Below are 21,945 nucleotides of genomic sequence, written 5' to 3'. Positions count from 1 at the left end.
GATCGCATGGCAGAGCGTTTCGACCGCATCTGGCACAACGCCCGGCTCGCCCCGATGCGCGGCGATCGCGCCGATCTCGGCGAGATCGAGCGGGGCCTGATCGCGGCGCGTGACGGCCGCATCGTCTATGCGGGCGCGCAATCGGATTTTCCTGTGGATGCGGACGCCATTCAACGGATCGATTGCGGCGGCCGCTGGATCACGCCCGGGCTGGTCGATTGCCACACCCATCTCGTCTTTGGCGGCAACCGCGCGCATGAGTTCGAGCTTCGCCTAAAGGGCGCGAGCTATGAGGAGATCGCGCGCGCGGGCGGCGGCATCGTCTCGACCGTGGCGGCGACGCGCAAGGCGACCGAGGCGGAGCTTGTCGCCGGCGCACTGCCGCGGCTCGACGCGCTGGTCGGCGAGGGCGCAACCACCGTCGAGATCAAGTCCGGCTATGGCCTGAATGCCGAGACCGAGATGCGGCAGCTGGCCGCCGCACGCAGTCTCGGCCAGCTGCGGCAGGTTGCGATCCGCACGTCCTTTCTCGGTGCGCATGCGCTGCCGCCCGAAGCCGATGGCGACAAGGATCGCTACATCGATCTGGTCTGCAACGAGATGCTGCCGGCCGTGGCCAAGGCCGGTCTTGCCGATGCCGTTGACGGCTTCATGGAGGGCATTGCATTTTCCGGAGAGCAGACGGCGCGGGTGTTCGAGGCGGCGCGTACGCTCGGACTACCCGTGAAGCTGCATGCGGATCAACTGTCAAATCTTGGCGGTGCAGCGCTCGCCGCAAGATTCTCCGCGCTATCAGCCGATCATCTGGAGCACACCGATGAAGCCGGCGTCGCCGCGATGGCAAAGGCGGGGACCGTCGCGGTCCTGCTGCCCGGCGCGTTCTACTTCATTCGTGAAACGCAGAAGCCGCCGGTCGAGCTATTCCGCGCCCACGGCGTGCAGATGGCGCTGGCGACCGACTGCAATCCCGGCAGCTCGCCGCTCACCTCGCTCTTGCTCGCGATGAACATGGGCGCAACGCTGTTCCGGATGACGGTCGCTGAATGTCTCGCCGGCGTGACGCGGGAAGGAGCGCGCGCGCTCGGCATGCTCGCCGAGACCGGCACGCTCGAAGCCGGCAAATGGTGCGATTTCGCGATCTGGGACATCGAGCGCCCGGCCGAACTGGTTTACCGCATTGGCTTCAACCCGCTGCACAGCCGGGTGTGGAGGGGACAATGAGTGACCGCGATGCGCCTGTCGTCGTGACACCCGGAACCGTCGGCCTGGACGTGCTGGCGCGAGTGCTTGCGGGCGCGACCATCGTGCTCGATCCGTCGTGTTGGCCGCGCGTCGAGGCGGCTGCGGAGATCGTGGCGAAGGCCGCGCGTATCGATGTTCCCGTCTACGGCATCAATACCGGCTTCGGGAAGCTGGCGTCGACGCGCATCGCGCCTGATCAAACAGCACTGCTTCAGCGCAACCTCATCCTGTCGCATTGCTGCGGGGTCGGGCCAGCGACGCCCGAGCCGATCGTCCGCCTGATGATGGCGCTGAAAGTGATCTCGCTCGGCCGCGGCGCGTCCGGCGTGCGCCGCGACGTCATCGAGCAGTTGCAGGGCATGCTGGCGCGCGGCGTTGATCCGCTGGTGCCGCAGCAGGGCTCCGTCGGGGCCTCCGGCGATCTGGCGCCGCTCGCCCATATGACCGCGGTCATGATCGGGGAAGGGCAGGCAGTCGTGGACGGCAAGGTCGTGCCGGGCCGCGAGGCACTTGCGGCCGCCGGTCTCGCGCCGCTGACGCTTGGTCCCAAAGAGGGGCTTGCGCTGATCAACGGCACACAGTTTTCGACCGCGTATGCGATTTCCGGCCTGCTGCGCGCGCATCGTCTGGCGCGTGCCGCGCTGGTGACCGGTGCGCTGTCAGTTGACGCGGCGATGGCGTCCACGGTGCCGTTCCGCCCGGAAATCCAGGCATTGCGCGGCCATGACGGGCAGATCGCCGCGGCAGCTGCCTTGACTGCGCTGCTCGACGGCAGCGACATCAGGCAATCGCACCTCGAAGGCGATGAGCGGGTGCAGGACCCTTATTGTCTGCGCTGCCAGCCGCAGGTCGCGGGCGCGGTGCTCGATCTGCTCGCGCAAGCCGCGCGCGGGCTGACCATCGAGGCCAACGCCGTGACCGACAACCCGCTGGTCCTGGTTGAGACCGGCGAGATCGTCTCGGGCGGCAATTTTCATGCTGAGCCGGTGGCGTTCGCAGCCGACCAGATCGCGCTCGGTCTGGCTGAGATCGGCGCGACCAGCGAGCGGCGGATCGCGACCCTCGTCGACCCAGCCCTGAACTTCGGTCTGCCGCCGTTCCTGACGCCCGAGCCCGGCATCAATTCCGGCTTTATGATCGCCGAGGTGACGGCGGCGGCGCTCTATGCCGAGAACAAGCAGCGCGCAATGCCGTGCTCAATCGACTCCACGCCGACCAGCGCCAATCAGGAGGATCACGTCTCGATGGCCGCGCACGCCGCGCGCCGGCTGTCCGACATGGCCGACAACCTTGCCGCCATCCTCGGCATCGAGCTCCTGGTCGCCGCGCAAGGCATCACCTTGCGCGCACCACATTCGACAAGTGCGCCGCTCGCGGCCGTCATCGCCGCGTTGCGCGAGCACGTTCCGGCGCTCGCTGCTGATCGCTACATGGCCGACGATCTCGCCAAGGCTGCGGCGCTGATCGAGGCCGATACGTTACCGGCCACGGCGATCGCCGCCCTTTCAGCTGATCCGTTTCCAAGACTTGCCTAGAAGACTTGCCTAGAAGACTTGCTTAGCCCACAGGAACATCCGTCATGAACCGCCGACTGGATAACGAACGTGTCATCCGTGCTCCCCGCGGCCCCGAGATCAGCGCGAAGAGCTGGCTGACGGAAGCACCGCTGCGCATGCTGATGAACAATCTGGATCCAGATGTCGCCGAGCGTCCGAGCGAGCTTGTGGTCTATGGCGGCATCGGACGTGCGGCGCGCGACTGGGAGAGCTTTGACCGGATTGCCGCCTCCCTGCGCAAGCTCGAAGGCGACCAGACGCTGCTGGTGCAATCCGGCAAGCCGGTCGGCATCTTCCGCACCCATGCGGATGCGCCGCGCGTCCTGATCGCGAATTCGAACCTGGTGCCGCATTGGGCAACGCTCGATCATTTCAACGAGCTCGACCGGCAGGGCCTGATGATGTTCGGCCAGATGACGGCGGGGTCATGGATCTATATCGGCAGCCAGGGGATCGTGCAGGGGACCTACGAGACGTTTGTCGAGGTCGGGCGCCGGCATTATGGCGGCAGTCTCGCCGGCAAATGGATCCTCACGGCGGGCCTCGGCGGCATGGGCGGCGCGCAGCCGCTCGCCGCGACGATGGCGGGCGCCTCGATGCTGGCGGTGGAATGCCAGCCGAGCCGCATTGAGATGCGCTTGCGCACGGGTTACCTCGACCGCCAGGCGACGACGCTCGATGAAGCGCTGGCGATCATCGCTGACGCGGCCAAGAGCCAAAAGCCGGTTTCGGTCGGCCTGCTCGGCAACGCGGCCGAGATCTTTCCCGAACTGGTGCGCCGCGGCGTGCGGCCGGACATCGTGACCGACCAGACCAGCGCGCACGATCCGATCAACGGCTATCTGCCGAAGGGGTGGACGCTTGCCGAGTGGGAAGCCAGGCGCGCCGCCGATCCGAAGGCCGTGGAAAGCGCAGCCAAGACCTCGATGGTCGATCACGTCCAGGCCATGCTGGATTTCCACGCGCAGGGAATCCCGACGCTCGACTACGGCAACAATATTCGCCAGATGGCGAAGGACATGGGCCTGAAGCAGGCGTTCGATTTTCCGGGCTTCGTTCCGGCCTATATCCGTCCGCTGTTTTGCCGCGGTGTGGGACCGTTTCGCTGGGCGGCGCTGTCAGGGGATCCCGAGGACATCTTCAAGACCGATGCCAAGGTCAAGGAACTGATGCCCAACGACAGCCATCTGCACAATTGGCTAGACATGGCCAAGGCGCGCATCAAGTTTCAGGGGCTGCCGGCGCGAATTTGCTGGGTCGGCCTCGGCGACCGCCATCGTCTCGGCCTTGCCTTCAACGAGATGGTGGCGCGCGGCGAACTCAAGGCGCCGATCGTGATCGGCCGCGACCATCTCGACAGCGGCTCGGTGGCGAGCCCGAACCGCGAGACCGAGGCGATGCGCGATGGCTCGGACGCGGTGTCGGATTGGCCGTTGCTCAACGCTCTGCTCAACTGTGCGAGCGGCGCGACCTGGGTGTCACTGCACCATGGCGGCGGCGTCGGCATCGGCTACTCGCAGCACGCCGGCATGGTGATCGTTGCCGACGGCACGCCGGAGGCGGCGCGCCGCCTCGAGCGCGTGCTGTGGAACGATCCGGCGACCGGCGTCATGCGTCACGCCGACGCCGGCTATGAGACCGCGGTCGAATGCGCCCGGGCCAATGGGCTTGATCTGCCGAGCTTGCGCGCCTGAGTCGACGTTGGCGCGAAGCGGGGTTCTCGCCAAGCATTTCAATCCGCCGAGAGCGGTTCGCCGGTCAGCGACCAGCTCTCGCCATCGAATGTCGCAATCCGCAGCGTCCGGAACGGCGTGTAGTCGCCGGGCCGGGTGCTGATCGAGATGCCCGGCAGCATCATCGGCAGCCGCTCGCCGTTCAACGAGGTCGCCTCCTTGATCAGGTTCTCGCGGGTCAATTGATTGCCGCATTTGCGCAATGCCAACTCCACTGCATGCACGTTCATGTAGGCGACCAGCACGGAATAGTCGTCCGGATTGGCCGAAGGTGCGTATTTTTTCAGGAAATCCTTGTAGGCGTTGACTTCGTCGTCCTTGGCCCAGGCCGGATCGCCCGGCTGCTTGAGAAACTGCGTGGTCACCAGTCCTTTCGACGCTTCGAGGCCCGCCGGCTTCAGGATGGTGTCGACCGACGCCGTCGAGCCGCCGATCACATGCAGCGGCTTCCAGCCGAGCTCATAGACCTTGCGGATCGATTGCGCGGCGGCCTTCGACGACGACTGCTCGATCAGGGTGTCGACGCCGGCGGCCTTGAGCTGGACGATCTGCGAGTCGATCGTCGGGTCGGCGAGTTCGTAGGAGGCCTGGGCGACGATTAACTCGGCCTTGGGGCCGAGGCCGGCGCGGAGGCCCTTGAGGTAATCCTTGCCGTAGTCGTCATTCTGGTAAAGCACGCCGATCCTGGCGTCGGGTTTTGCGGCCAATATGTACTTGGCGACGACGCGGCCTTCGGTTTCGAAGTCCGGATAGAGCGGGATGGTCCACGGGAACGCCTTGGGATCGTTGAAGCGGCGTCCGCCGGCGGTGATGAAGAGCTGTGGCACCTGCTTGCCGTTGAGGTATTTCTGGATCGCGACGTTGGGCGCGGTGCCGATCGTGCCGACCTCGGCCAATACGCCGACGTCCTCGATCAGCTTGCGCGATTGCTCGACCGCCTTCGGCGCGCTGTAGGCATTGTCGAGCTGCGTGAAGTTGATCTTGCGGCCGTTAATGCCTCCTCGTGCGTTCAACATCTCGAAATAGCCGACCACGGCGCGCCCGGCGCCCGCGCCGAAAGCGGAGGCGGGGCCGCTCAGCGGCGTCGACTGGCCGAGCTTGATCTCGGTGTCGCTGGCGCCGGGACCATAGGCCTTCTGCGCGTCGGCAGGTGCCGCCAGCAGGCCGGACAGCGCGACGGCCGCCAGCGCCCGGGTGATGATGGGGTTCAAGGTCGTTCCTCCCTGCAATTCGTTTCTTGTTGCAATCGATCTGCGCTAGCGCAGCAGCTCGCGGGCGATCACCACGCGCTGGATCTGGTTGGTGCCTTCAAAAATCTGGGTCAGCTTGGCGTCGCGCATCATGCGCTCGACCGGATAGTCCATGGTGTAGCCGTAGCCGCCGAAGATCTGGACGGCGTCGGTCGTCACCTTCATCGCCATGTCGCTGCCGACGCATTTGGCCATGCTGGCGAGCACATTGAGGCGCTTCCAGTCCCCGGCATCGCCGGCGCGGGCGCATTCATAGACCAGTGCGCGGGCAGCCTCGATCTGCATGGCCATGTCGGCGAGCATGAACTGCACGCCCTGGAACTCGGCGATCGGCTTCTTGAACTGCTTGCGCTCCTTGGCGTAGGCGATGCAGGCATCGAGCGCGCCCTGCGCCAGGCCGACCGACTGGGCGCCGATGGTAGGGCGGTTGAGGTCGAGCGCGCGCATCGACGCGCGAAAACCCTTGCCTTCCTCGCCGACGAGATTCTCGGCCGGGACCCGGACATTGTCGAAGAAGATCGGCGTGTTGGGGGCGCCGCGAAACCCCATCTTGCGCTCATGGCGGCCGAACGAGACGCCCGGCATCTTTTTCGGCTCGACGATGAAGGCGCTGATGCCATCAGCGCCGGCGCCGTCACTGGTCCGCGCCATCACCACGATATAGTCGGCGACGACGCCGTAGCTGCACCATTGCTTGCGGCCGTTGAGGACGTAGCTGTCGCCGTCCTTCCGGGCGCGGGTGTTGAGCGCGGCGACATCGGAGCCGGCCTGCGGCTCGGAAATCGCGATCGCGGTGACGATGCCGCCCTCGGCGATGATGGGCAGATATTTCCGGCGCTGCTCTTCCGAGCCGAAATGCAGCAGCGGCATGATGAACATGGTGTTGAGTGCCGCTATCGACGCGCAAGCGGGCGAGACCTTCGAGATCTCCTCCCGCGCGATGCAGGCCATGGTCAGATTGCCGTTCGGGCCGCCATAACGCTCCGGCACCCAGAGCTGCATCAGTCCCATCTCGCCGAACAGCTTGACCAGCTCAAGCGGGAAGCGGTCGGTCTCGTCGATCTCGGCGGCGATCGGCGCCACGTGCCTGGCGACCATCCTGCGCACGTTGTCACGGAATGCGACCTGCTCCTCGGAAAAACTCATACGGAACTCCCCGTTTTGTTTTCTTTGCCGGAAGCCAAAAAGGGACTTCCATTGAATGGGTGATCCATTTAATAATTCACCGCATGAGCACCAAGTCAAGCCCTCGCGCGCCGCAGCGCCCTCGTACCGCCTCGCCGAACCGGCGGGAGCGGGCCACCGATCTTCGTGCCGCGGGCTCCGCGGCCGCGCCGACCTTCAAGCCGATCCACACCAGGCGGACGTTCGAGGAGATCTGTGAGCGCATTCGCGAGCAGCTGGCGCTCGGCGTGCTGAAGCCCGGCGACAAGCTGCCGGCCGAGCGTGAGCTGGCGCAGCAGCTCGGCGTCAGCAGGAACGTGCTGCGCGAGGCGCTGCGCAGCCTCGAGATGGCCGGCGTGCTGCGGCTGCAGAAGGGCGTCAAGGGCGGCGCCTTCATCCAACAGGGCGATACGCGCCGCATGAACGAGGTCATGCGCGACATGCTGAGCCTCGGCACGATTTCGGTGCGGGAGTTGTCGGAGGCGAGGGTTCATGTGCTCGACCTCGTGGTGCAGCTGGCCTGTGCGAATGCGCGGCGCGTCGACCTCGACGCGCTCGAAGCCAATATTGAGCGGACGGAGCTCGCTACGAAGGAGGGCCGGCTGCTCGATCGGGTCGAGTGTTCGCGCGAGTTCTACAAGCTGCTCGCGGCGTCGACCGGCAACAAGGTGATCGCGATGATCGTGGATTCCGTCACCGAGATCCATATGCGCTTCGTCTATGCCAAGGTCGCCTCGAGCGGGGTCGCGATGGCGCGGCTCGCAGAGAAGCGGCGGCAATTCCTGGCGGCGCTGAGCGAGCGCGACGTGGCGCTGGCGAGCCGGCTGCTGCGGTCGCACCTCGAATCCGTGCAGCGCATGCTGGAGCAGGATCCGGGCGCGATGTCGCTTCACGTTGCCTTGGCGGACGTGCAGCCGGGGATGCGCCGGTAGCGCGCCGGGCCGGCAGAACAAATCAACGCTCAAACAGCAATAACAAGGGAGGAAAACGTGTCCAATTACGCCAAGTATGAATGTCTGACGGTCGAGGTTGTGGACAAGGTCGCAACCGTGACCTTGAACCGTCCGCAGGCCCGCAATGCCATCAATCAGAAGCTGATCCGCGAACTGCGGACGATTTGGGACGATCTTGCTGACGACCATGCCGTCAATGCCGTGGTGTTGACCGGCGCCGGCGACTTCTTCAGCGTCGGCGGCGACGTGAAGGCGATGTCGGAGCGGCCGGGCGGCGACGTACTCGAAGAGGGCGAGGTGCACGATCCCATGATCAGCCGGCGCGGCGTCACCCGCCAGCTCGAGCTCGACAAGCCGATCATCGCGGCGATCAACGGCGACGCCATCGGACTTGCTGCGACTCATGCATTGCTCTGTGACATCACGGTGATGGCCGAGGACGCCCGGATCGGTGACACCCACGTCTCGCGTGTCGGTCTGGTCGCGGGCGACGGCGGCACGGTGATCTGGCCGCTGTTGATCGGCATCAACAAGGCCAAGGAATTCTTGATCCGCGGCACGCTGCTGAAGGGCAGGGAGGCGGAGCGGATTGGGCTGGTCAATCACGTCGCGCCGCGCGCGGAGGTGCTGGCCAAGGCCCGCGAGATCGCGGTCGAGCTCGCGAACGGTCCGACCTGGGCCATTCGCTGGACCAAGCTGTCGATCAACCAGATCGTCAAGGAGCGCGTCAATATGCTGCTGGAGGCCTCGATGGCGCTCGAGCAGGTGACATTCGAGACCGCCGACCACAAGGAAGCGACCATGTCGTTCAAGGAGAAGCGCAAGCCCAGGTTCGGCCAGGTATAGCCTGGGCGATGGTCGCGACCGAACCGTCGGGAGACGACGTCACAGGGATGCTGCGTGACTCCTTGCGTGGCTTCCTGGATGAGCATTGGCGCACACGTGGCCAGGCTGCCTCTGCCTCACCGGAGGACGTCGCGGCGATCTGGCGCAGGCTCGTCGGGCAGGGCGTCGCAGCGCTCGGCGCCGAGGGTGGCGAAGGTGGGCTCGCCGAGATACTCGTCGTCATGGCGGAGCTTGGCCGCGCCGGATGTCCGGCGCCGATGTGGTCCGCGGCGCTCGCCAATCTTGCGGTGTCCGGGTCGCAGATCGCTGCTGCCGTCGACTTGCTGGAGCGGCTGCATTCCGGCAAGGCGATTGTTGCCTTCTCATTCGCCGCGCTGGATCCCGATCCCGGCGCGGGCTCGATCCAGGTTGCGGGCCTCAACGCAACAGGAGTGCTCCGCTTCGTCGAGGCTGCGGCAAGCGCGACGCATCTCCTGGTCGCTCTCGATCAGTCTCGTTTCGCGCTGATCGACCTCGGCGCTCCCGGCGTCGCGTGCGTCGCGACCCGGGCGATGGGCGCGTCAGCGCTCTACGAGATCAGGCTGAGCGCTGCGCCGGCCACGCTGATTCCGCTCGGTCCGGTCGATGCCGGCGATCTCCGCCGCAAGGGCAAGGTGGCGTTGATCGCGCGCGCTTATGGTGCCGCCCGGCGCGCGTTCGATCTGGCGGTGGACTATGCCAAGGAAAGGCATCAGTTCGGGCAACCGATCGGAAAATTCCAGGCCATTCAGCACAAGCTGGCAAACGGCCTGATCGCGCTCGAGGGCGTCAGGTTGATCCTGGAGCATACCGCCAGATTGCATGATGCTGGCGACGACGACTGGCGCTACTTTGCCGATTGCGCATCGGCATTCTCGGGCGATGCGTTGCGGCGGGTTTCGCTGGAGACCCAGCATATTTTCGGTGCGATCGGCTATGCCGAGGAGCACGAGGCGCCGGCCCATTTCAAGCGGGTGCACCTCGATACGATCGCGCTTGGCGGCGCGGCGGATGCGAAACGCCGGCTGGCGGCACGGCTGCTGGACGCGCGCGGCGCTGGGCTGCCGCAATACGACCTCGGGTCGGCCGGCAATGCGTTGCGCGAGCAGGTCCGGCTTTGGCTCGAGCAAAATTGGACCGGAAGCCGGAAGAATGCGTTCGACCAGAGGCCATTCGCCAAGCGCGAGTTCGATGCGAGCTTCGCCCGCGACATCGGTGAGACCGGGTGGATCGGCCTCGGATGGCCGCAACAATTCGGCGGCCAGGCGCGCTCTCCGCTGGAGCAGATCGCCTTCATGGAGACGATGGAGCGGGGCGAGGCACCGCGGATCGGCGCGGCGATCCAGGCCAACGCGCTGATGATGTTCGGCACGCCGGAGCAGCAGCAACAATACCTTCCGGAAATCCTGCGCGGCGAAGCCATGCACGGCATGGGTTACAGCGAGCCGCAGGCGGGCTCCGATCTGGCCGCACTGCGCACCAGCGCTATCCGGGACGGCGGCCACTGGGTGATCAACGGCCAGAAGATCTGGACCACCACCTGGTGGGGCAAGTACATGTTCCTCGCCGCGCGGACCGACAAGGATGCGAGGCCGCCGCACGCCGGGATCAGCATGTTCATCGTGCCGATGGATGCGCCGGGCATCACGATTCGTCCGTCGGTTACGATGTATGACGGCACGTTCGCCAACATCTTCTACGACAACGTCCGCATTCCCGCCGAAAACCTCGTTGGCGAGGTCAATGGCGGCTGGAAAGTGCTGGCTGGTGCGCTGGCCTTCGAGCGGGGGTTGGTTGGTGGCGGAATCGTTCTGAAGGTCGCCCATGCTTTCGAACGATTGCGTGCGCATGTCATCGGCGATCGGTCCCTGGCGGATGACCCGATCGTCCGCAACAGGATCGCGACCTTGGCGTCCGAAATCGAGATCGGTCGTCTCTTGATGATGCATTGCGCCGAGCTCGCCGCCGATGGTGTGACGCCGCCGGAATATGGCGCTATCAGCAAGGTGTTCTCCGCTGAGCTGATGGAGCGCTTCGGCGAGGCTGCGCTCGACATTTTCGGCATGCGTGCCGCGCTGTCCGAGCAGATGCCGGGCGCGATCGACAATGGCCGCTTCGAGCAAAACCTGCGGCATTCGCTGATGTGGGTGATCAGCATCGGGACCAACGAAATTCAGCGCAGCCTGATCGCGCAGCGCGCGCTCGGATTGCCGAGGTAGGAGAAATCGGATGCAGAAGGATAGCGACGGGGCGCCGCTTGCCGGTGTGCGCGTGCTGGATTTTTCCATCATGGTGGCGGGGCCCTATTGCGCGCGGCTGCTTGCCGACGTCGGCGCCGAGGTCATCAAGATCGAGCCGCCTGAGGGCGACGACATGCGGTTGCGGACGCCGCTGCGCGAAGGCCACAGCACCTATTTCGGCCAGCTCAATGCCGGCAAGCGCAGCCTGGCGCTGGACTTGAAGAACGCCGATGCCATCAAGCTCGTGCATCGCATGGTCGCGGAGGCGGACATCGTCGTCGAGAATTTCCGTCCGGGGGTCATGGACCGCCTCGGCCTTGGCTACGAAGCGCTTCGCGAGATCAATCCACGGCTGATCTATTGCTCGATCTCGGGCTATGGACAGACAGGCCCCGCTGCCGAGCGTGCGGCCTATGCCATGATCGTGCATGCCGAGAGCGGATTCGATACCTCGCTGATGCGCTATGCCGGCGACCGGGAGCGACCGGCGGCCGGGGCGATCTTTGTCGCCGATATCCTCGGCGGCATTTTCGGCTATTCCGCGATCCAGACTGCGATGGTCCAGCGTGCGCGCACCGGCAAAGGGCAGCGCGTCGACGTGGCATTGATGGATTGCATGCTGAACCTCTTGGTCTACGAGCTTCAGGAGGCGCAATTCCCGATCCACTCACCGCGTCCGACCTATGGCCCCGTGCGCACGCGCGATGGCGATATCCTGATCGCCCCGGTCACGCCGCGCAACTTTGCGGCGCTGTGCGAGGTGACAGGGCAGGATGAGCTCGTGAACGACCCGCGCTTTGCGAGCATTCCGGCGCGCGGCGCCAACTGGACCGCCATGATGCAGGTGATCGAGCAATGGACCGAGCGCCACACCATCGCCGAATGCGTTGCGGCGCTGGACCGCGCCGGCGTTCCCTGCGCCGAATATCGCGCACCCGGTGCAGCGCTGAGCGATCCTCATTTGCGCCAGCGCGGCGTATTCGGGACGGTTGCGGACGGTGCCGGCGAATTCGTCGGCGTCAATGCGCCATGGCAGATGTCCGGGGCCGATACGCCGATCGGGCGTCAGGTTCCCGGGATCGGTGCGCAGCGGGACGACGTGTTGTCCCAGCTTCTTGGATTGTCGCCCGACGAGATCGCAGCACTCGCCGCTGCGGGCACATTTGGCAAGGCGCCGGCCTAGGCCGGCAGGGACCGGCGATTTCAGGTCTCGGACGGCGCGTCCGGCGGCGGAGCCTTCGCGATCGCCAGCAGGCATTTCAGGAAGTGCGAGCGGTCTTCCTTGCGCAAGGGAGCCAGCATGATCTCTTGCAGCGCAGCTGCGGCCGGAATGACGGCGAGAAGCGCTTCCTCGCCCTTGGCCGTGATCTGCACCTGAAGCGAGCGGCGGTCGTCCGGATTGTCCTTCTTCGCGACCAGCCGGCGCGCAACCATCCGCTTCAGCATTTCGCTGAGCGTGTTGCGGTCGCAGCTGATCCGCTCCGCCAGCACGGACGGGGTAAGCGGGCCCAATTGGTACAGCGCCATCAGCACGCCAAACTGCCGCGGCGTGATGTCGCTCTGGCGCGTCATGCTTTGGTAAAGCCCGTCGTAGCGGGCCTCCAGCAGCCGCAGCAGAAATCCGACGCCGCCTTCCAGTTGCCAGTTGCGCGCAACATCTGCGGCCGAGCTCGTCTTCATTGCCTTGTCGGCTGCCATGCCGTCGTTGGACTCCGATTTGCGAATTCGCGTTAGCCGTTAGCAGCTTGGCTTGACGTCCTCAACCCTGCGGTGAACCGCCGCCCGAGTCAGTTCGCAGGGCGATGCAATGGCCCTTGTCAGCCATTCGGCAATGTAGTACGTATACGTATCAAATGCGATGCGAAGACATCGTCTGGGGAGGTCGGTCTTGGACCTGCGTGAGCTGCTCTCTATTCCCTATCTGCTGGAGGCCGAGGCGGTCGAAACCGAGCCGGGGCAGTGGCGGGTTCGTCTCGCCTATCCCGAGCTCCCGGGGTGTACGGCCGAAGCGGACGTCGTCGAGTACGCTCTACGGGAGCTTGAGCGGCGACGCATCGAACTGATCGTCGGCCTCGTGGAGGAGGGCAAGCAGCCTCCCGTTCCAAGAAGGCCGCTCACTGCATCCGATCCGCTTTGGACCGCTCAGGATCTCGGACTGTCTGACCGCGTCGCCGCGCTTCTCGGCGGTGCGGCGGGCCCGACCAAACGCAATTGAAGGAGGCACACCCATGCTCTCGCGCGAAGACAATGAACGCCTAGTGAGGGTCGGCAAGGGCACGTCGCTCGGCGATCTCTTCCGCCTGTACTGGATCCCCTTCCTGCCGTCGGCGGACCTCGCCAGGGACGGGCAGCCGAAGCGTATCCGGTTGCTCGGCGAGGATCTGGTCGCCTTCCGCGACACCGAGGGGCGTGTCGGGTTGGTCGACCCGGCGTGCCCGCATCGCGGCGCGCCGCTGATCTTTGGCCGAAACGAGGATTGCGGGCTGCGCTGCGTCTATCACGGCTGGAAGTTCGACGTCACCGGCGCGGTGATGGACATGCCGGCTGAGCCGGTGCGCAGCCGCCTCAAGGAACGGGTGCGGATCAAGGCCTATCCCTGCAAGGAACGCAACGGAATGATCTGGACTTATATGGGTCCCGACCAGGCCGAACTTCCGCCGCTGCCGAACCTCGAATGGAATCTGGTGCCGGCAGAGCAGGTGCACATTTCGGTTCGCGTTCAGGAGTGCAACTGGCTGCAAGCGGTCGAAGGCGAGATCGACTCGGCGCATGCGCCGCTGCTGCATGGACGGCTCGATGCCCAGGGCACGACGAGCGCCTGGATCCAGAAACGCGACCTGCGCCCGACCTTCGAATGCATCAAGCAGGACTTTGGCATGAGCATCGCGGCGCGGCGCAACTACGACGCCAACACGCTGTATTGGCGCGTCAACCAGTTCATGCTGCCGTTCTATACGCTGGTGCCGCCGCTGTCGCCCTTCCCGGATCTGAGCGGGCACGCCTGGGTGCCGATCGATGACGAGAACACGCTCTGCATCATGTTCTCCTATCATCCGTCGGAGCCGCTGCTGGAGAAGACGCGGCAGGTCTTTGCCGAAGGACACAAGGGCCGCGAAAGCGGCCACGCCAGCCGCCACGCCCTGGTGCAGCACCCGGTGACGGTCCCATACGCGGGCTACTGGACCAAATACAATCCGCAGAACGGCTTTCAGTTCGACCACGAGGCGCAGCGGACCACCTGGTTCTCGGGCCTGCCGGGTCTGTGGGTGCAGGACGGCGCCTGCCAGAGCGGCGTCTCGCCGATCTTCGATCGCTCCAAGGAGACGCTCTGCTCGAGCGACACCGGCATCGCGATGACGCGGCGCTTCATTCTCGAAGCGCTTGGTGCCTATCGCGATCACGCGATCAAGCCCAAGGGCGTCTCGGACCCCGACGTGTTCATGGTGCGGGCGGTGTCGTTGCGGCTGCCGCCGGAGGATTCCTGGGTCGATGTCGCCGCGCCGTTTATGCGGGCGAAGCTTGGCGCCGATTTCGGCTACGAGCTGTGAGCGCATCCCGCCATGGCTGACGCGACGCAGGACGTGCTCGTCAAGCGCATCGGTGCTATGAGGCTGAGCGGATCAATTCCTACGAGCTGATCGCCCGGGCGAGCGGCGAGCTCGTGCCGTTTACGGCCGGCAGCCACATCGATCTGCATTTGCCGAACGGCATGATCCGCAGCTACTCGCTGGTCAACGACCAGCGCGAACGGCAGCGCTATGTCATCGCGGTCAGCAGGGATGGTGAGAGCCGGGGCGGCTCCAGCTTCGTCCACGACTGCATCAAGGCGGGAGATATCCTCAGGGTATCTCGACCACGAAACAACTTCTCGCTTCGCGAAGAGGCCGAGCACTCGATCCTGATCGCGGGCGGCATCGGCATCACGCCGCTATTGTCCATGATGCGACGGCTGGAGGCGCTGGGACGCCGCTGGGAGCTGTTCTACGCCGCAAGGACCCGCGCCGCCGCCGCGTTTCTTGACGAGCTCGCTGCGCTTCGACCGGATGTCCATTTGAACATGCATGTCGATTTCGATGACGAGCGATCGGGACGCGTCTTCGACATCCCGGCCATCGTCAAGAACGCACCGGCTCACGCGCATCTTTACTGCTGCGGCCCGGTGCCGATGCTCGAAGCATTCGAGGCGGCGACCGCCGATCGTCCGGCCGGTCACGTGCATGTCGAGTATTTCCAGGCGCGCGAAGCTCCGGCCACAGAAGGCAGCTTCGACGTCAGGCTCGCGCGGAGCAATCGCACCATTGCGGTCGATGCCGGCAAGACGATCCTCGATGCGCTGCTCGATGCCGGAATTGCGGTGAACTACGCCTGCGCTGAGGGGGTCTGTGGCACCTGCGAGACGGGCGTGCTCGAGGGCATCCCCGATCATCGCGACCAGTTCCTGAGCGAGGAAGAGCACGCGACGAACAAGAGCATCATGATCTGCTGCTCGGGTGCCAGGTCCCGCACCTTGGTGCTCGATCTCTGAAAGCAACGACGTAGGGGTGAAAACAGTGAAATATCTTTCGCGTATAGTCGGAATATCGCTGCTGGCCGTTTGGGCCAGTTCTTCCGCATCGGTGGACGCTGCGCGCACCTTGAAGATCGGCGTGCTCAACGACGCGTCCGGTCCTTACTCGGACAATGCCGGCGAAGGGTCGGTCACATCAGCGAAAATGGCCGCCGAGGATTTCATGCGGCTTCATCCTGATATCAAGGTCGAGATCGTTTCGGCCGATCACCAGAACAAGGCGGACGTCGAAGCTGCGATTGCGCGCCGCTGGATCGACCAGGAGAAGGTCGATGCGGTCGCCGACGTGCCGAACTCGGCCGTTGGGCTCGCCGTCAACGAGGTCGTTCGCGGCACCAAGGCGGCGCTGATCGCATCGAGCGCGGCGTCCTCGGACCTGACCGGGAAATTCTGCTCGCCCAACACGGTCCAGTGGACGTTCGACACCTGGGCGGCCTCGCATACGATCGGCGCCTACCTCGTCCGTCACGGCGGCAAGAAGTGGTACTTCATCGCGACCGACAATGCGCTCGGCAAGTCGATGGTGCGCGACGGCACGGCGGTGATCGGCATTGGCGGCGGCACCGTGCTCGGGTCGGTCAATGTGCCCATCAACAATGCCGACTATGCCTCGTTCATTCTGCAGGCCGAAGGTTCGGGCGCGGATGTGATCGCGTTCGCAACGGCAGGCGGCGACACGGTCAGCCTGATCAAGCAATCCGCAGAATTCGGGCTGAAGCAGAGCGGGCGGACCTTCGCGGCGCTGCTGACCACCACCAACGATGTCGAATCCAGCGGGCTTGCGGTCGGGGAAGGGCTGATCATCACCCAGCCGTTCTACTGGAACCTCAACGATGCCAGCCGGGCCTGGTCGGCCAGGTTCAGCGAGCGGCAACATGGACAGTCGCCGACCGCGTTCCATGCCGGCGTCTATTCTTCGGTGCTGGCCTATCTGAACGCGGCGCTCGCGGCAGGCGCCAACGATGCCCAGGCCGTGATCCGCAAGCTGAAGGAGACGCCGATCGATGACGCCTTGTTCGGGCCGGTTGTCGTTCGCGCGGACGGCCGCGCCATTCACAACATGTACATCTTCAAGGTGAAGAGCTCGACTACGTCGAAGAGCAAGTGGGATCTGCTGGAGCAGGTCGGCGTGCTGTCGGGGCCCGAGGCGTTTCGGCCGCTTGATCAGGGCGGCTGCTCGCTCGTCGAACCATCGAAGAGCAATTGAACGTTTGCGGCGAACTAGATCAATACCTCTCAAACCGTCGGATGTCCTGATGTTGGATCAGCTTGAAGCCGAATTCCCCGAGCACACGCCGCGTGCGTCCAATGCGCCAAGGGCGCTTCAGGGCATTCGAGTCGCCGATTTCTCCCATTTCATCGCGGGACCGTTTGCCACCATGATCCTGGCCGACATGGGCGCCGAGGTGATCAAGATCGAGGCGCCCGGCCGCGGCGACGATTTGCGTCGCTATCCTCCGCTGCATCCCGGTCTCAAGCACGGCGCGCCGTTCCTCTGGACCAACCGCAACAAGCGCAGCGTCGCGCTCGATCTCAAATCCCCCGAAGGCCTGAAGGTTGCGCGTGAGTTGATCGCTACGGCCGACGTCGTCGTCGAGAATTTCTCGGCCGGGGTCATGGCGCGGCTGGGGCTCGATTACGAGAGCTGCCGCAAGATCAAACCCGAGGTCATCTATTGCGCCGTATCAGCCTATGGACGTGACGGGGCGTTTTCGGACCGGCTCGGTTTTGATCCGATCGCGCAGGTCGAGAGCGGCTTTGTGTCGATGAACGGCTATGCCGACCGCGAGGGCGTGCGGGCGCTGTCGCCGGTGATGGATATCAGCACCGCGATGATGGCGAGCAATGCGATCCTCGGCGCCCTGTTCGCGCGCGAGCGCAGTGGGCAGGGCCAGGCCATCGAGGTATCGTTGTTCGAGAATGCGGTCCTGATGACCGGGTACGCGACCATGCAGTCGCTGTTCAACGATGCCGATCCGAAGCGAAGCGGAAACACCAGTCCCGACACCTGCCCATCGGGCGTGTTTTTGGCCAGCGATTGCTCGTTCTACATCAATTGCGGCAATGACAAGATCTTCCAGCGCTTGATGTCGCAGGTCCTCGGGCGCGAAGACCTCGCCGTGGCCGATATCTATGCGACGGGCCCTGACCGGATCCGCCGGCGTGAGGAATTGTTCGCGATCCTTGGTGACGCGTTCGGCAAGCAGCCATGGTCACACTGGCAATCGCGGATGCGGGCGGCCGGTGTCCCCTGCGGCCAGCTGCGCACCGTCGGCGAGGCGATCCGCTCACCCGAAGCGAGGGAGCGGGCCATCGTCACCCGGATTCCGCACGAGACGGTCGGCTGGGTACCGAATGTGAACCTGCCGATCCGTTATTCGCGGACGCCGATCGTCGATCCGGTTGCTGCGCCGGCGGTCGGACAGCATACCGAAGGCGTGCTACGCGAGCTGCTCGGCTATGACGAGGCACAGATCGCGCGTCTCGCCGCGAGCGGAGCTTTCGGCAGCCAGCCGTCGCAAGAGGATGCCAAAGAGGACGTCAAAGCGTGACGGCGCGAGCGCGAGACGAGCGGACGCTGCGGGGGCGTGTGGCCGTGATCGGGATCGGCGAAACCGAATATTATCGCCACGGCGCCTCTCCCGATCCCGAATTCAAGCTTGCGCTGAAAGCCATTCTGGCGGCTTGCACGGACGCCGGGCTCGATCCCCGCGACATCGATGGCTTTTCCTCCTACAGCGACGATCGCAGCGAGGCGTCACGGCTAGCGGCGGCGCTCGGCACGCACCGTTTGCGGACGGCGACGATGCAATGGGGCGGCGGAGGCGGCGGCTGCTGCGCGGCGGTTGCCAATGCGGCGGCCGCGATTGTCGCGGGCCTGGCCGATTGCGTCGTGGTGTTCCGATCGCTGGCGCAGGGTCAATATGGCCGCTTCGGGCAGGCGGCCGGGATCCACACCGTGTCGGGCGAACGCTCCTATTTGATGCCCTACGGGGTGCTGGCGCCGCCTCAGCGCTTTGCGATGCGCGTCCAGCGCTACATGCACGAGCACGGCGTCCGGCAGGACGCCATGCGAGCGATTGCGCTCGCCTCCTATCATCATGCCCAGGCCAACCCGCGTGCCGTGATGTATGGCAAGCCGCTCGATCCCGGGAAATACGATGCCTCGCGCTGGATCGTGGAGCCGTTTCATCTCTACGACTGCTGCATGGAGAATGACGGCGCGGCGGCCCTGGTGCTGGTATCGGCCGAGCGCGCCGGCGATTTCAGGTGCAAGCCGGCCTATCTGCTCGGTGCGGCCTTTGGCTCCGGACATCGTGCGGCCGCGACGGCGCACAACGCGCCGCTCTATGCCACCGCGAGTTTCGACACAGTGGCGCCTGATCTTTACCGGATGGCCGGGGTAGGGCCGTCCGATGTCGGCGTCGTCCAGGCGTATGAGAATTTCACCGGCGGCGTCGTGATGGCGCTGGCAGAGCATGGCTTCTTCCGCCCGGAGGACGCCAACGACTTCCTGACATTCGAGAGTCTGATCGCGCCGTCCGGACGGCTGCCGCTCAACACCAGCGGCGGCAATCTCGCCGAGTGCTACATGCACGGCTTTGAGCTCGTGCTGGAGGCCGTTCGGCAGGTGCGCGGAACGTCGACGAGCCAAGCCCGCCGCAGCGACGTCGCAATGGTCATTGGAGGTCCAATGGTGTCACCAGCGAGCAACCTCATTTTGGGTTCGGAGGCCACCTTATGAGTAATCCGAGCGCAGGCTATCTTCCGGCGGGCCTGCCAATTCCGGTCGCAGAGCCCGATGGTCTGTCTGCGCCCTATTGGCAAGGATTGCGTCAGGGCAAGCTGCTGGTTCAACGCTGCAGCCACTGCAATACGTGGCAATTCGGACCCGAATGGCTCTGCCATCGCTGCCAAGCCTTCGACCCGGCATGGACGGAGGTCGAGCCGCGCAGCCGGATCTTCAGCTGGGAGCGCGTGTGGCATCCCTCGCACGCGGCGCTGAAAGGGCATGGACCTTACATTGCGGTGCTTGTCGAGCTGCCTCACGCCGGGGGAATCCGCATGGTCGGCAATCTGCTCGGCGATCCCGCGCAGAAGGTCATGATCGGCGCTGATGTCGATGGGGTCTTCGAACATCACCTGGACTCGAATCCCCCATATTCCTTGCTGCAATGGCGCCAGCAACAGGTTTCCTCGACGTGACTGTCGCGTCTGCCCTCGATGCGGGAAATCGATCGCAGGTCTACCGGAGATAGATGGTTCTCGAACCGTTGCACCTATGATCAGGTCTTAAGACATCCACTTGCCCGGTTTCGCGTCAGCTCCGCTGACAGGATGAGCGGCCGGGGTCCTTGTCTCGCGGCAGATGTCATGCAATCTTGCGCCGCCGGCAAAGCTGTTCGAGAGCAACAAGAACAATAATCCCTCTCGTCCCTCCAACTCTGTTGAGGGCCTGATCATGTCGAACCTTACCCAAACGACGTCCGCTCCGTGGCGGATAGGAGTGCTGTTCTCGCGGACCGGTTTCATGTCGGTGATCGAGGAGACCCAGTATCAGGGCACGCAACTCGCGATCGAGGAGGTTAATGAGGCCGGCGGGGTCTGCGGCCGCGAGCTGGTTCCCGTTGCCTACGATCCCGGCTCGGATTCCGCCGCCTATGGCCATTACGCCAAGCGGCTGATGGTCGAGGACCAGGTCAGCACGATCTTCGGCTGCTACACCTCGTCGAGCCGCAAGGCCGTGCTGCCGGTGGTCGAACGGCTCAACGGCCTGCTCTGGTATCCGACGCTTTACGAAGGGTTCGAGGCGTCGCCCAACGTCATCTACACCGGCGCCTCGCCGAACCAGAACAGCCTCGCGCTGTGCCGCTATCTGATGGATACGTTCGGAACGCGGTTCTACTTCGTGGGCTCGGACTATATCTATCCGCGCGAATCCAACCGCGTGATGCGCGAATTGCTCAAGGCCAATGGCGGATCGGTGGTCGGCGAGCGTTATGTCAATGTCTATGCGCGCTGGCAGGACTTTGTGCCGATCATCCAGGACATCAAGCGCGTCAGGCCCGACGTGATCTTCTCGACTGTCGTCGGCGAAGGCACCGTGTTTCTCTATCAAGCCTACGCCAATGTCGGGCTCGATCCGAAGCAGGTGCCGATCGCCAGCCTGACCACGACGGAAGCCGAAATTGCGGCCATGGGCTTCGACGTCGGCGCGGGGCACGTCACGGCGGCATCTTATTTCCAGGGCGTCGAGGGCAGCGCCAACAGCGCATTTGTGCAGCGCTTCAAGAAGCGGTTCGGCGCCGACGTCTCGACCAACATGTGCGCCGAATCGTCCTATTTTCAGCTCCATCTGTTCGCGAAGGCGCTCGAACAGGTCAATTCGCTCGACACGGAAGTGCTGCGCTCCATGGTGTTCGGCACCAGCTTTGATGCGCCGCAAGGGGCGGTGACAGTCAACCCGATGTCGGGGCATACTGATCTGTGGACCCGGATCGGGCGTGCCAATCGCAACGGGCAGTTCGATATCGTCAGCCAGTCGAAGGAGCCGGTGCATGCCGATCCGTTCCTGATCGGATACGGTCGTGCAACGCAAACAGGAAGCGTCCAATGAACGAAATGTCGCGTAAGCCGACGCTGAGCCGAGACGTCGGCGGGCGCAAGACCATGGTTCAGGAACTTGCCGATCTGTCGGCGGTGGTGGTCGCGCCGGTCGACGATCAGGTCGGCATGTTGCTGCGCGAACTGCAGCGGTTCCGGATGCGGGTGCGGCAGGTCTGGCCGATGCCGGAAAGCGTGCCCGCCGATGCCGACGTGGTGTACTGCGAATATTCACCGGATCTGGCGCGGCGACTGCCATGGATTCCGGGCGATGCGCGCTCGGCGCTGGTCGTGATCCTGCCGGCGACAGAGACCGTTCATGCCGACGCGCTGTGTCATGCGACGCCGAACGCCATTTTGCCGCGGCCGTTCACGCAGAATGCGGTGTTGTCGAGCCTCGTGCTGGCGCGCAGTCAATTTGGTTATGAGCGGCGGCTCCGCAGCAAGATCGAGAAGCTTGACGACAATCTGCGTTCGATGCGCACGGTGGAACGCGCCAAGGCCATTCTGATGGCGACGCGGCAGATGCCGGAAACCGAAGCCTATGGCTTCATCAGACGACAGGCGATGGATCGTCGTGTGTCGGCAAGCGCAGTCGCCGCGGCGATTGTTGACTCGTTCGAACTGCTTGGCTACGATCATCAACAGTAAGCCCCAATAGCGGGGCCGGCGGCGACAGCGCCGCCTTCGACACAACCGGCAACAAAGCCCTCCCAATGCTCGCGTAAGCGCGCATCGGGAGGGCTTTTTGTTTTTTTCAGTCCTGAAGGGA

General features: G+C 64.7%; 19 protein-coding genes. 16 read left to right on the top strand and 3 right to left on the bottom strand.

The window, feature by feature from the left end; genetic code table 11:
• Nucleotides 1-6 precede the first annotated feature (6 nt).
• From hutI to hutU, 3 genes are read left to right on the top strand one after another with little or no spacing between them, the layout of a single operon-like run.
• On the top strand, nt 7-1,221 hold the full coding sequence (gene hutI / locus K359_RS0118255) for an imidazolonepropionase (protein WP_029080644.1): 1,215 nt from the start codon (nt 7-9) through the stop codon (nt 1,219-1,221).
• The gene (gene hutH / locus K359_RS0118250) at nt 1,218-2,777 is read left to right on the top strand and encodes a histidine ammonia-lyase (RefSeq protein WP_029080643.1); all 1,560 of its coding nucleotides are present in this window, start codon (nt 1,218-1,220) and stop codon (nt 2,775-2,777) included. The genes hutI and hutH overlap by 4 nt, the downstream gene beginning before the upstream one ends.
• Before the next feature lie 44 nt (nt 2,778-2,821).
• A complete protein-coding gene (hutU, locus tag K359_RS0118245) occupies nt 2,822-4,492 on the top strand; it encodes a urocanate hydratase (RefSeq protein WP_029080642.1) in 1,671 nt (556 codons plus the stop codon).
• A 38-nt stretch (nt 4,493-4,530) separates the two neighbouring features.
• Here the strand turns inward: hutU and K359_RS0118240 are convergent, their stop codons facing one another.
• On the bottom strand, nt 4,531-5,733 hold the full coding sequence (locus K359_RS0118240) for an ABC transporter substrate-binding protein (RefSeq protein WP_029080641.1): 1,203 nt from the start codon (nt 5,731-5,733) through the stop codon (nt 4,531-4,533).
• A 54-nt stretch (nt 5,734-5,787) separates the two neighbouring features.
• On the bottom strand, nt 5,788-6,927 hold the full coding sequence (locus K359_RS0118235) for an acyl-CoA dehydrogenase family protein (protein WP_029080640.1): 1,140 nt from the start codon (nt 6,925-6,927) through the stop codon (nt 5,788-5,790).
• Between the two features lie 83 nt (nt 6,928-7,010).
• On the opposite strand from K359_RS0118235, the gene K359_RS57285 reads away from it, so the two are divergent.
• Genes K359_RS57285 through K359_RS0118215 form a run of 4 tightly spaced genes read left to right on the top strand, consistent with a single transcriptional unit; the run spans nt 7,011 to nt 12,185 of the window.
• Nucleotides 7,011-7,877 carry a FadR/GntR family transcriptional regulator gene (locus K359_RS57285; RefSeq protein WP_051346190.1) on the top strand — a complete coding sequence of 289 codons (867 nt, stop codon included), beginning with the start codon at nt 7,011-7,013 and terminating at the stop codon, nt 7,875-7,877.
• A gap of 57 nt (nt 7,878-7,934) precedes the next feature.
• On the top strand, nt 7,935-8,744 hold the full coding sequence (locus K359_RS0118225) for an enoyl-CoA hydratase/isomerase family protein (RefSeq protein WP_029080639.1): 810 nt from the start codon (nt 7,935-7,937) through the stop codon (nt 8,742-8,744).
• A 47-nt stretch (nt 8,745-8,791) separates the two neighbouring features.
• A complete protein-coding gene (locus K359_RS0118220) occupies nt 8,792-10,981 on the top strand; it encodes an acyl-CoA dehydrogenase family protein (protein ID WP_245284653.1) in 2,190 nt (729 codons plus the stop codon).
• A 10-nt stretch (nt 10,982-10,991) separates the two neighbouring features.
• The gene (locus tag K359_RS0118215) at nt 10,992-12,185 is read left to right on the top strand and encodes a CaiB/BaiF CoA-transferase family protein (protein WP_029080637.1); all 1,194 of its coding nucleotides are present in this window, start codon (nt 10,992-10,994) and stop codon (nt 12,183-12,185) included.
• A 20-nt stretch (nt 12,186-12,205) separates the two neighbouring features.
• On the opposite strand, the gene K359_RS0118210 is transcribed toward K359_RS0118215, so the two are convergent.
• Nucleotides 12,206-12,700: a MarR family winged helix-turn-helix transcriptional regulator gene (locus tag K359_RS0118210; RefSeq protein ID WP_029080636.1), complete on the bottom strand. Its 495-nt coding sequence runs from the start codon at nt 12,698-12,700 to the stop codon at nt 12,206-12,208.
• Between the two features lie 190 nt (nt 12,701-12,890).
• Between K359_RS0118210 and K359_RS0118205 the strand changes: the two genes are divergently transcribed.
• The 9 genes from K359_RS0118205 to K359_RS0118165 all read left to right on the top strand — a co-directional run bounded on the left by K359_RS0118205 (nt 12,891) and on the right by K359_RS0118165 (nt 21,824).
• Nucleotides 12,891-13,217 (top strand): hypothetical protein, encoded by a 327-nt coding sequence (locus K359_RS0118205; RefSeq protein ID WP_029080635.1) that lies wholly within the window; start codon nt 12,891-12,893, stop codon nt 13,215-13,217.
• Between the two features lie 13 nt (nt 13,218-13,230).
• Nucleotides 13,231-14,550, top strand: coding sequence for a Rieske 2Fe-2S domain-containing protein (locus K359_RS0118200; RefSeq protein WP_029080634.1), 1,320 nt, complete (start codon nt 13,231-13,233; stop codon nt 14,548-14,550).
• Between the two features lie 113 nt (nt 14,551-14,663).
• The gene (locus K359_RS52300) at nt 14,664-15,527 is read left to right on the top strand and encodes a PDR/VanB family oxidoreductase (protein WP_245284652.1); all 864 of its coding nucleotides are present in this window, start codon (nt 14,664-14,666) and stop codon (nt 15,525-15,527) included.
• 25 nt (nt 15,528-15,552) lie between these two features.
• A complete protein-coding gene (locus K359_RS0118190; protein WP_029080633.1) occupies nt 15,553-16,776 on the top strand; it encodes an ABC transporter substrate-binding protein in 1,224 nt (407 codons plus the stop codon).
• On the top strand, nt 16,730-18,121 hold the full coding sequence (locus tag K359_RS0118185) for a CaiB/BaiF CoA transferase family protein (protein WP_371261165.1): 1,392 nt from the start codon (nt 16,730-16,732) through the stop codon (nt 18,119-18,121). The genes K359_RS0118190 and K359_RS0118185 overlap by 47 nt, the downstream gene beginning before the upstream one ends.
• Entirely contained in the window at nt 18,118-19,314 is a 1,197-nt protein-coding gene (locus K359_RS0118180; protein ID WP_029080631.1) for an acetyl-CoA acetyltransferase, read from the top strand. Before K359_RS0118185 ends, K359_RS0118180 begins: the two co-directional genes overlap by 4 nt.
• Nucleotides 19,311-19,775 (top strand): Zn-ribbon domain-containing OB-fold protein, encoded by a 465-nt coding sequence (locus K359_RS0118175; protein WP_029080630.1) that lies wholly within the window; start codon nt 19,311-19,313, stop codon nt 19,773-19,775. The genes K359_RS0118180 and K359_RS0118175 overlap by 4 nt, the downstream gene beginning before the upstream one ends.
• 256 nt (nt 19,776-20,031) lie before the next feature.
• Nucleotides 20,032-21,186, top strand: coding sequence for a transporter substrate-binding domain-containing protein (locus tag K359_RS0118170; protein ID WP_029080629.1), 1,155 nt, complete (start codon nt 20,032-20,034; stop codon nt 21,184-21,186).
• On the top strand, nt 21,183-21,824 hold the full coding sequence (locus K359_RS0118165; protein WP_029080628.1) for an ANTAR domain-containing response regulator: 642 nt from the start codon (nt 21,183-21,185) through the stop codon (nt 21,822-21,824). The genes K359_RS0118170 and K359_RS0118165 overlap by 4 nt, the downstream gene beginning before the upstream one ends.
• The last annotated feature ends 121 nt before the right edge of the window (nt 21,825-21,945 follow it).

This window comes from Bradyrhizobium sp. th-b2 (assembly GCF_000426785.1).
Lineage (GTDB): Bacteria > Pseudomonadota > Alphaproteobacteria > Rhizobiales > Xanthobacteraceae > Bradyrhizobium > Bradyrhizobium septentrionale.
This window is presented reverse-complemented; position numbering and strand designations above follow the sequence as displayed.

Excerpts from the sequence above, each read along its gene's own strand:
- hutI (WP_029080644.1), top strand. The coding sequence starts at position 7 with ATGGCAGAGCGTTTCGACCGCATCTGGCACAACGCCCGGCTCGCCCCG.
- hutH (WP_029080643.1), top strand. The coding sequence starts at position 1,218 with ATGAGTGACCGCGATGCGCCTGTCGTCGTGACACCCGGAACCGTCGGC.
- hutU (WP_029080642.1), top strand. The coding sequence starts at position 2,822 with ATGAACCGCCGACTGGATAACGAACGTGTCATCCGTGCTCCCCGCGGC.
- K359_RS0118235 (WP_029080640.1), bottom strand. The coding sequence starts at position 6,927 with ATGAGTTTTTCCGAGGAGCAGGTCGCATTCCGTGACAACGTGCGCAGG.
- K359_RS57285 (WP_051346190.1), top strand. The coding sequence starts at position 7,011 with ATGAGCACCAAGTCAAGCCCTCGCGCGCCGCAGCGCCCTCGTACCGCC.
- K359_RS0118220 (WP_245284653.1), top strand. The coding sequence starts at position 8,792 with ATGCTGCGTGACTCCTTGCGTGGCTTCCTGGATGAGCATTGGCGCACA.
- K359_RS0118215 (WP_029080637.1), top strand. The coding sequence starts at position 10,992 with ATGCAGAAGGATAGCGACGGGGCGCCGCTTGCCGGTGTGCGCGTGCTG.
- K359_RS0118210 (WP_029080636.1), bottom strand. The coding sequence starts at position 12,700 with ATGGCAGCCGACAAGGCAATGAAGACGAGCTCGGCCGCAGATGTTGCG.
- K359_RS0118200 (WP_029080634.1), top strand. The coding sequence starts at position 13,231 with ATGCTCTCGCGCGAAGACAATGAACGCCTAGTGAGGGTCGGCAAGGGC.
- K359_RS0118175 (WP_029080630.1), top strand. The coding sequence starts at position 19,311 with ATGAGTAATCCGAGCGCAGGCTATCTTCCGGCGGGCCTGCCAATTCCG.
- K359_RS0118170 (WP_029080629.1), top strand. The coding sequence starts at position 20,032 with ATGTCGAACCTTACCCAAACGACGTCCGCTCCGTGGCGGATAGGAGTG.
- K359_RS0118165 (WP_029080628.1), top strand. The coding sequence starts at position 21,183 with ATGAACGAAATGTCGCGTAAGCCGACGCTGAGCCGAGACGTCGGCGGG.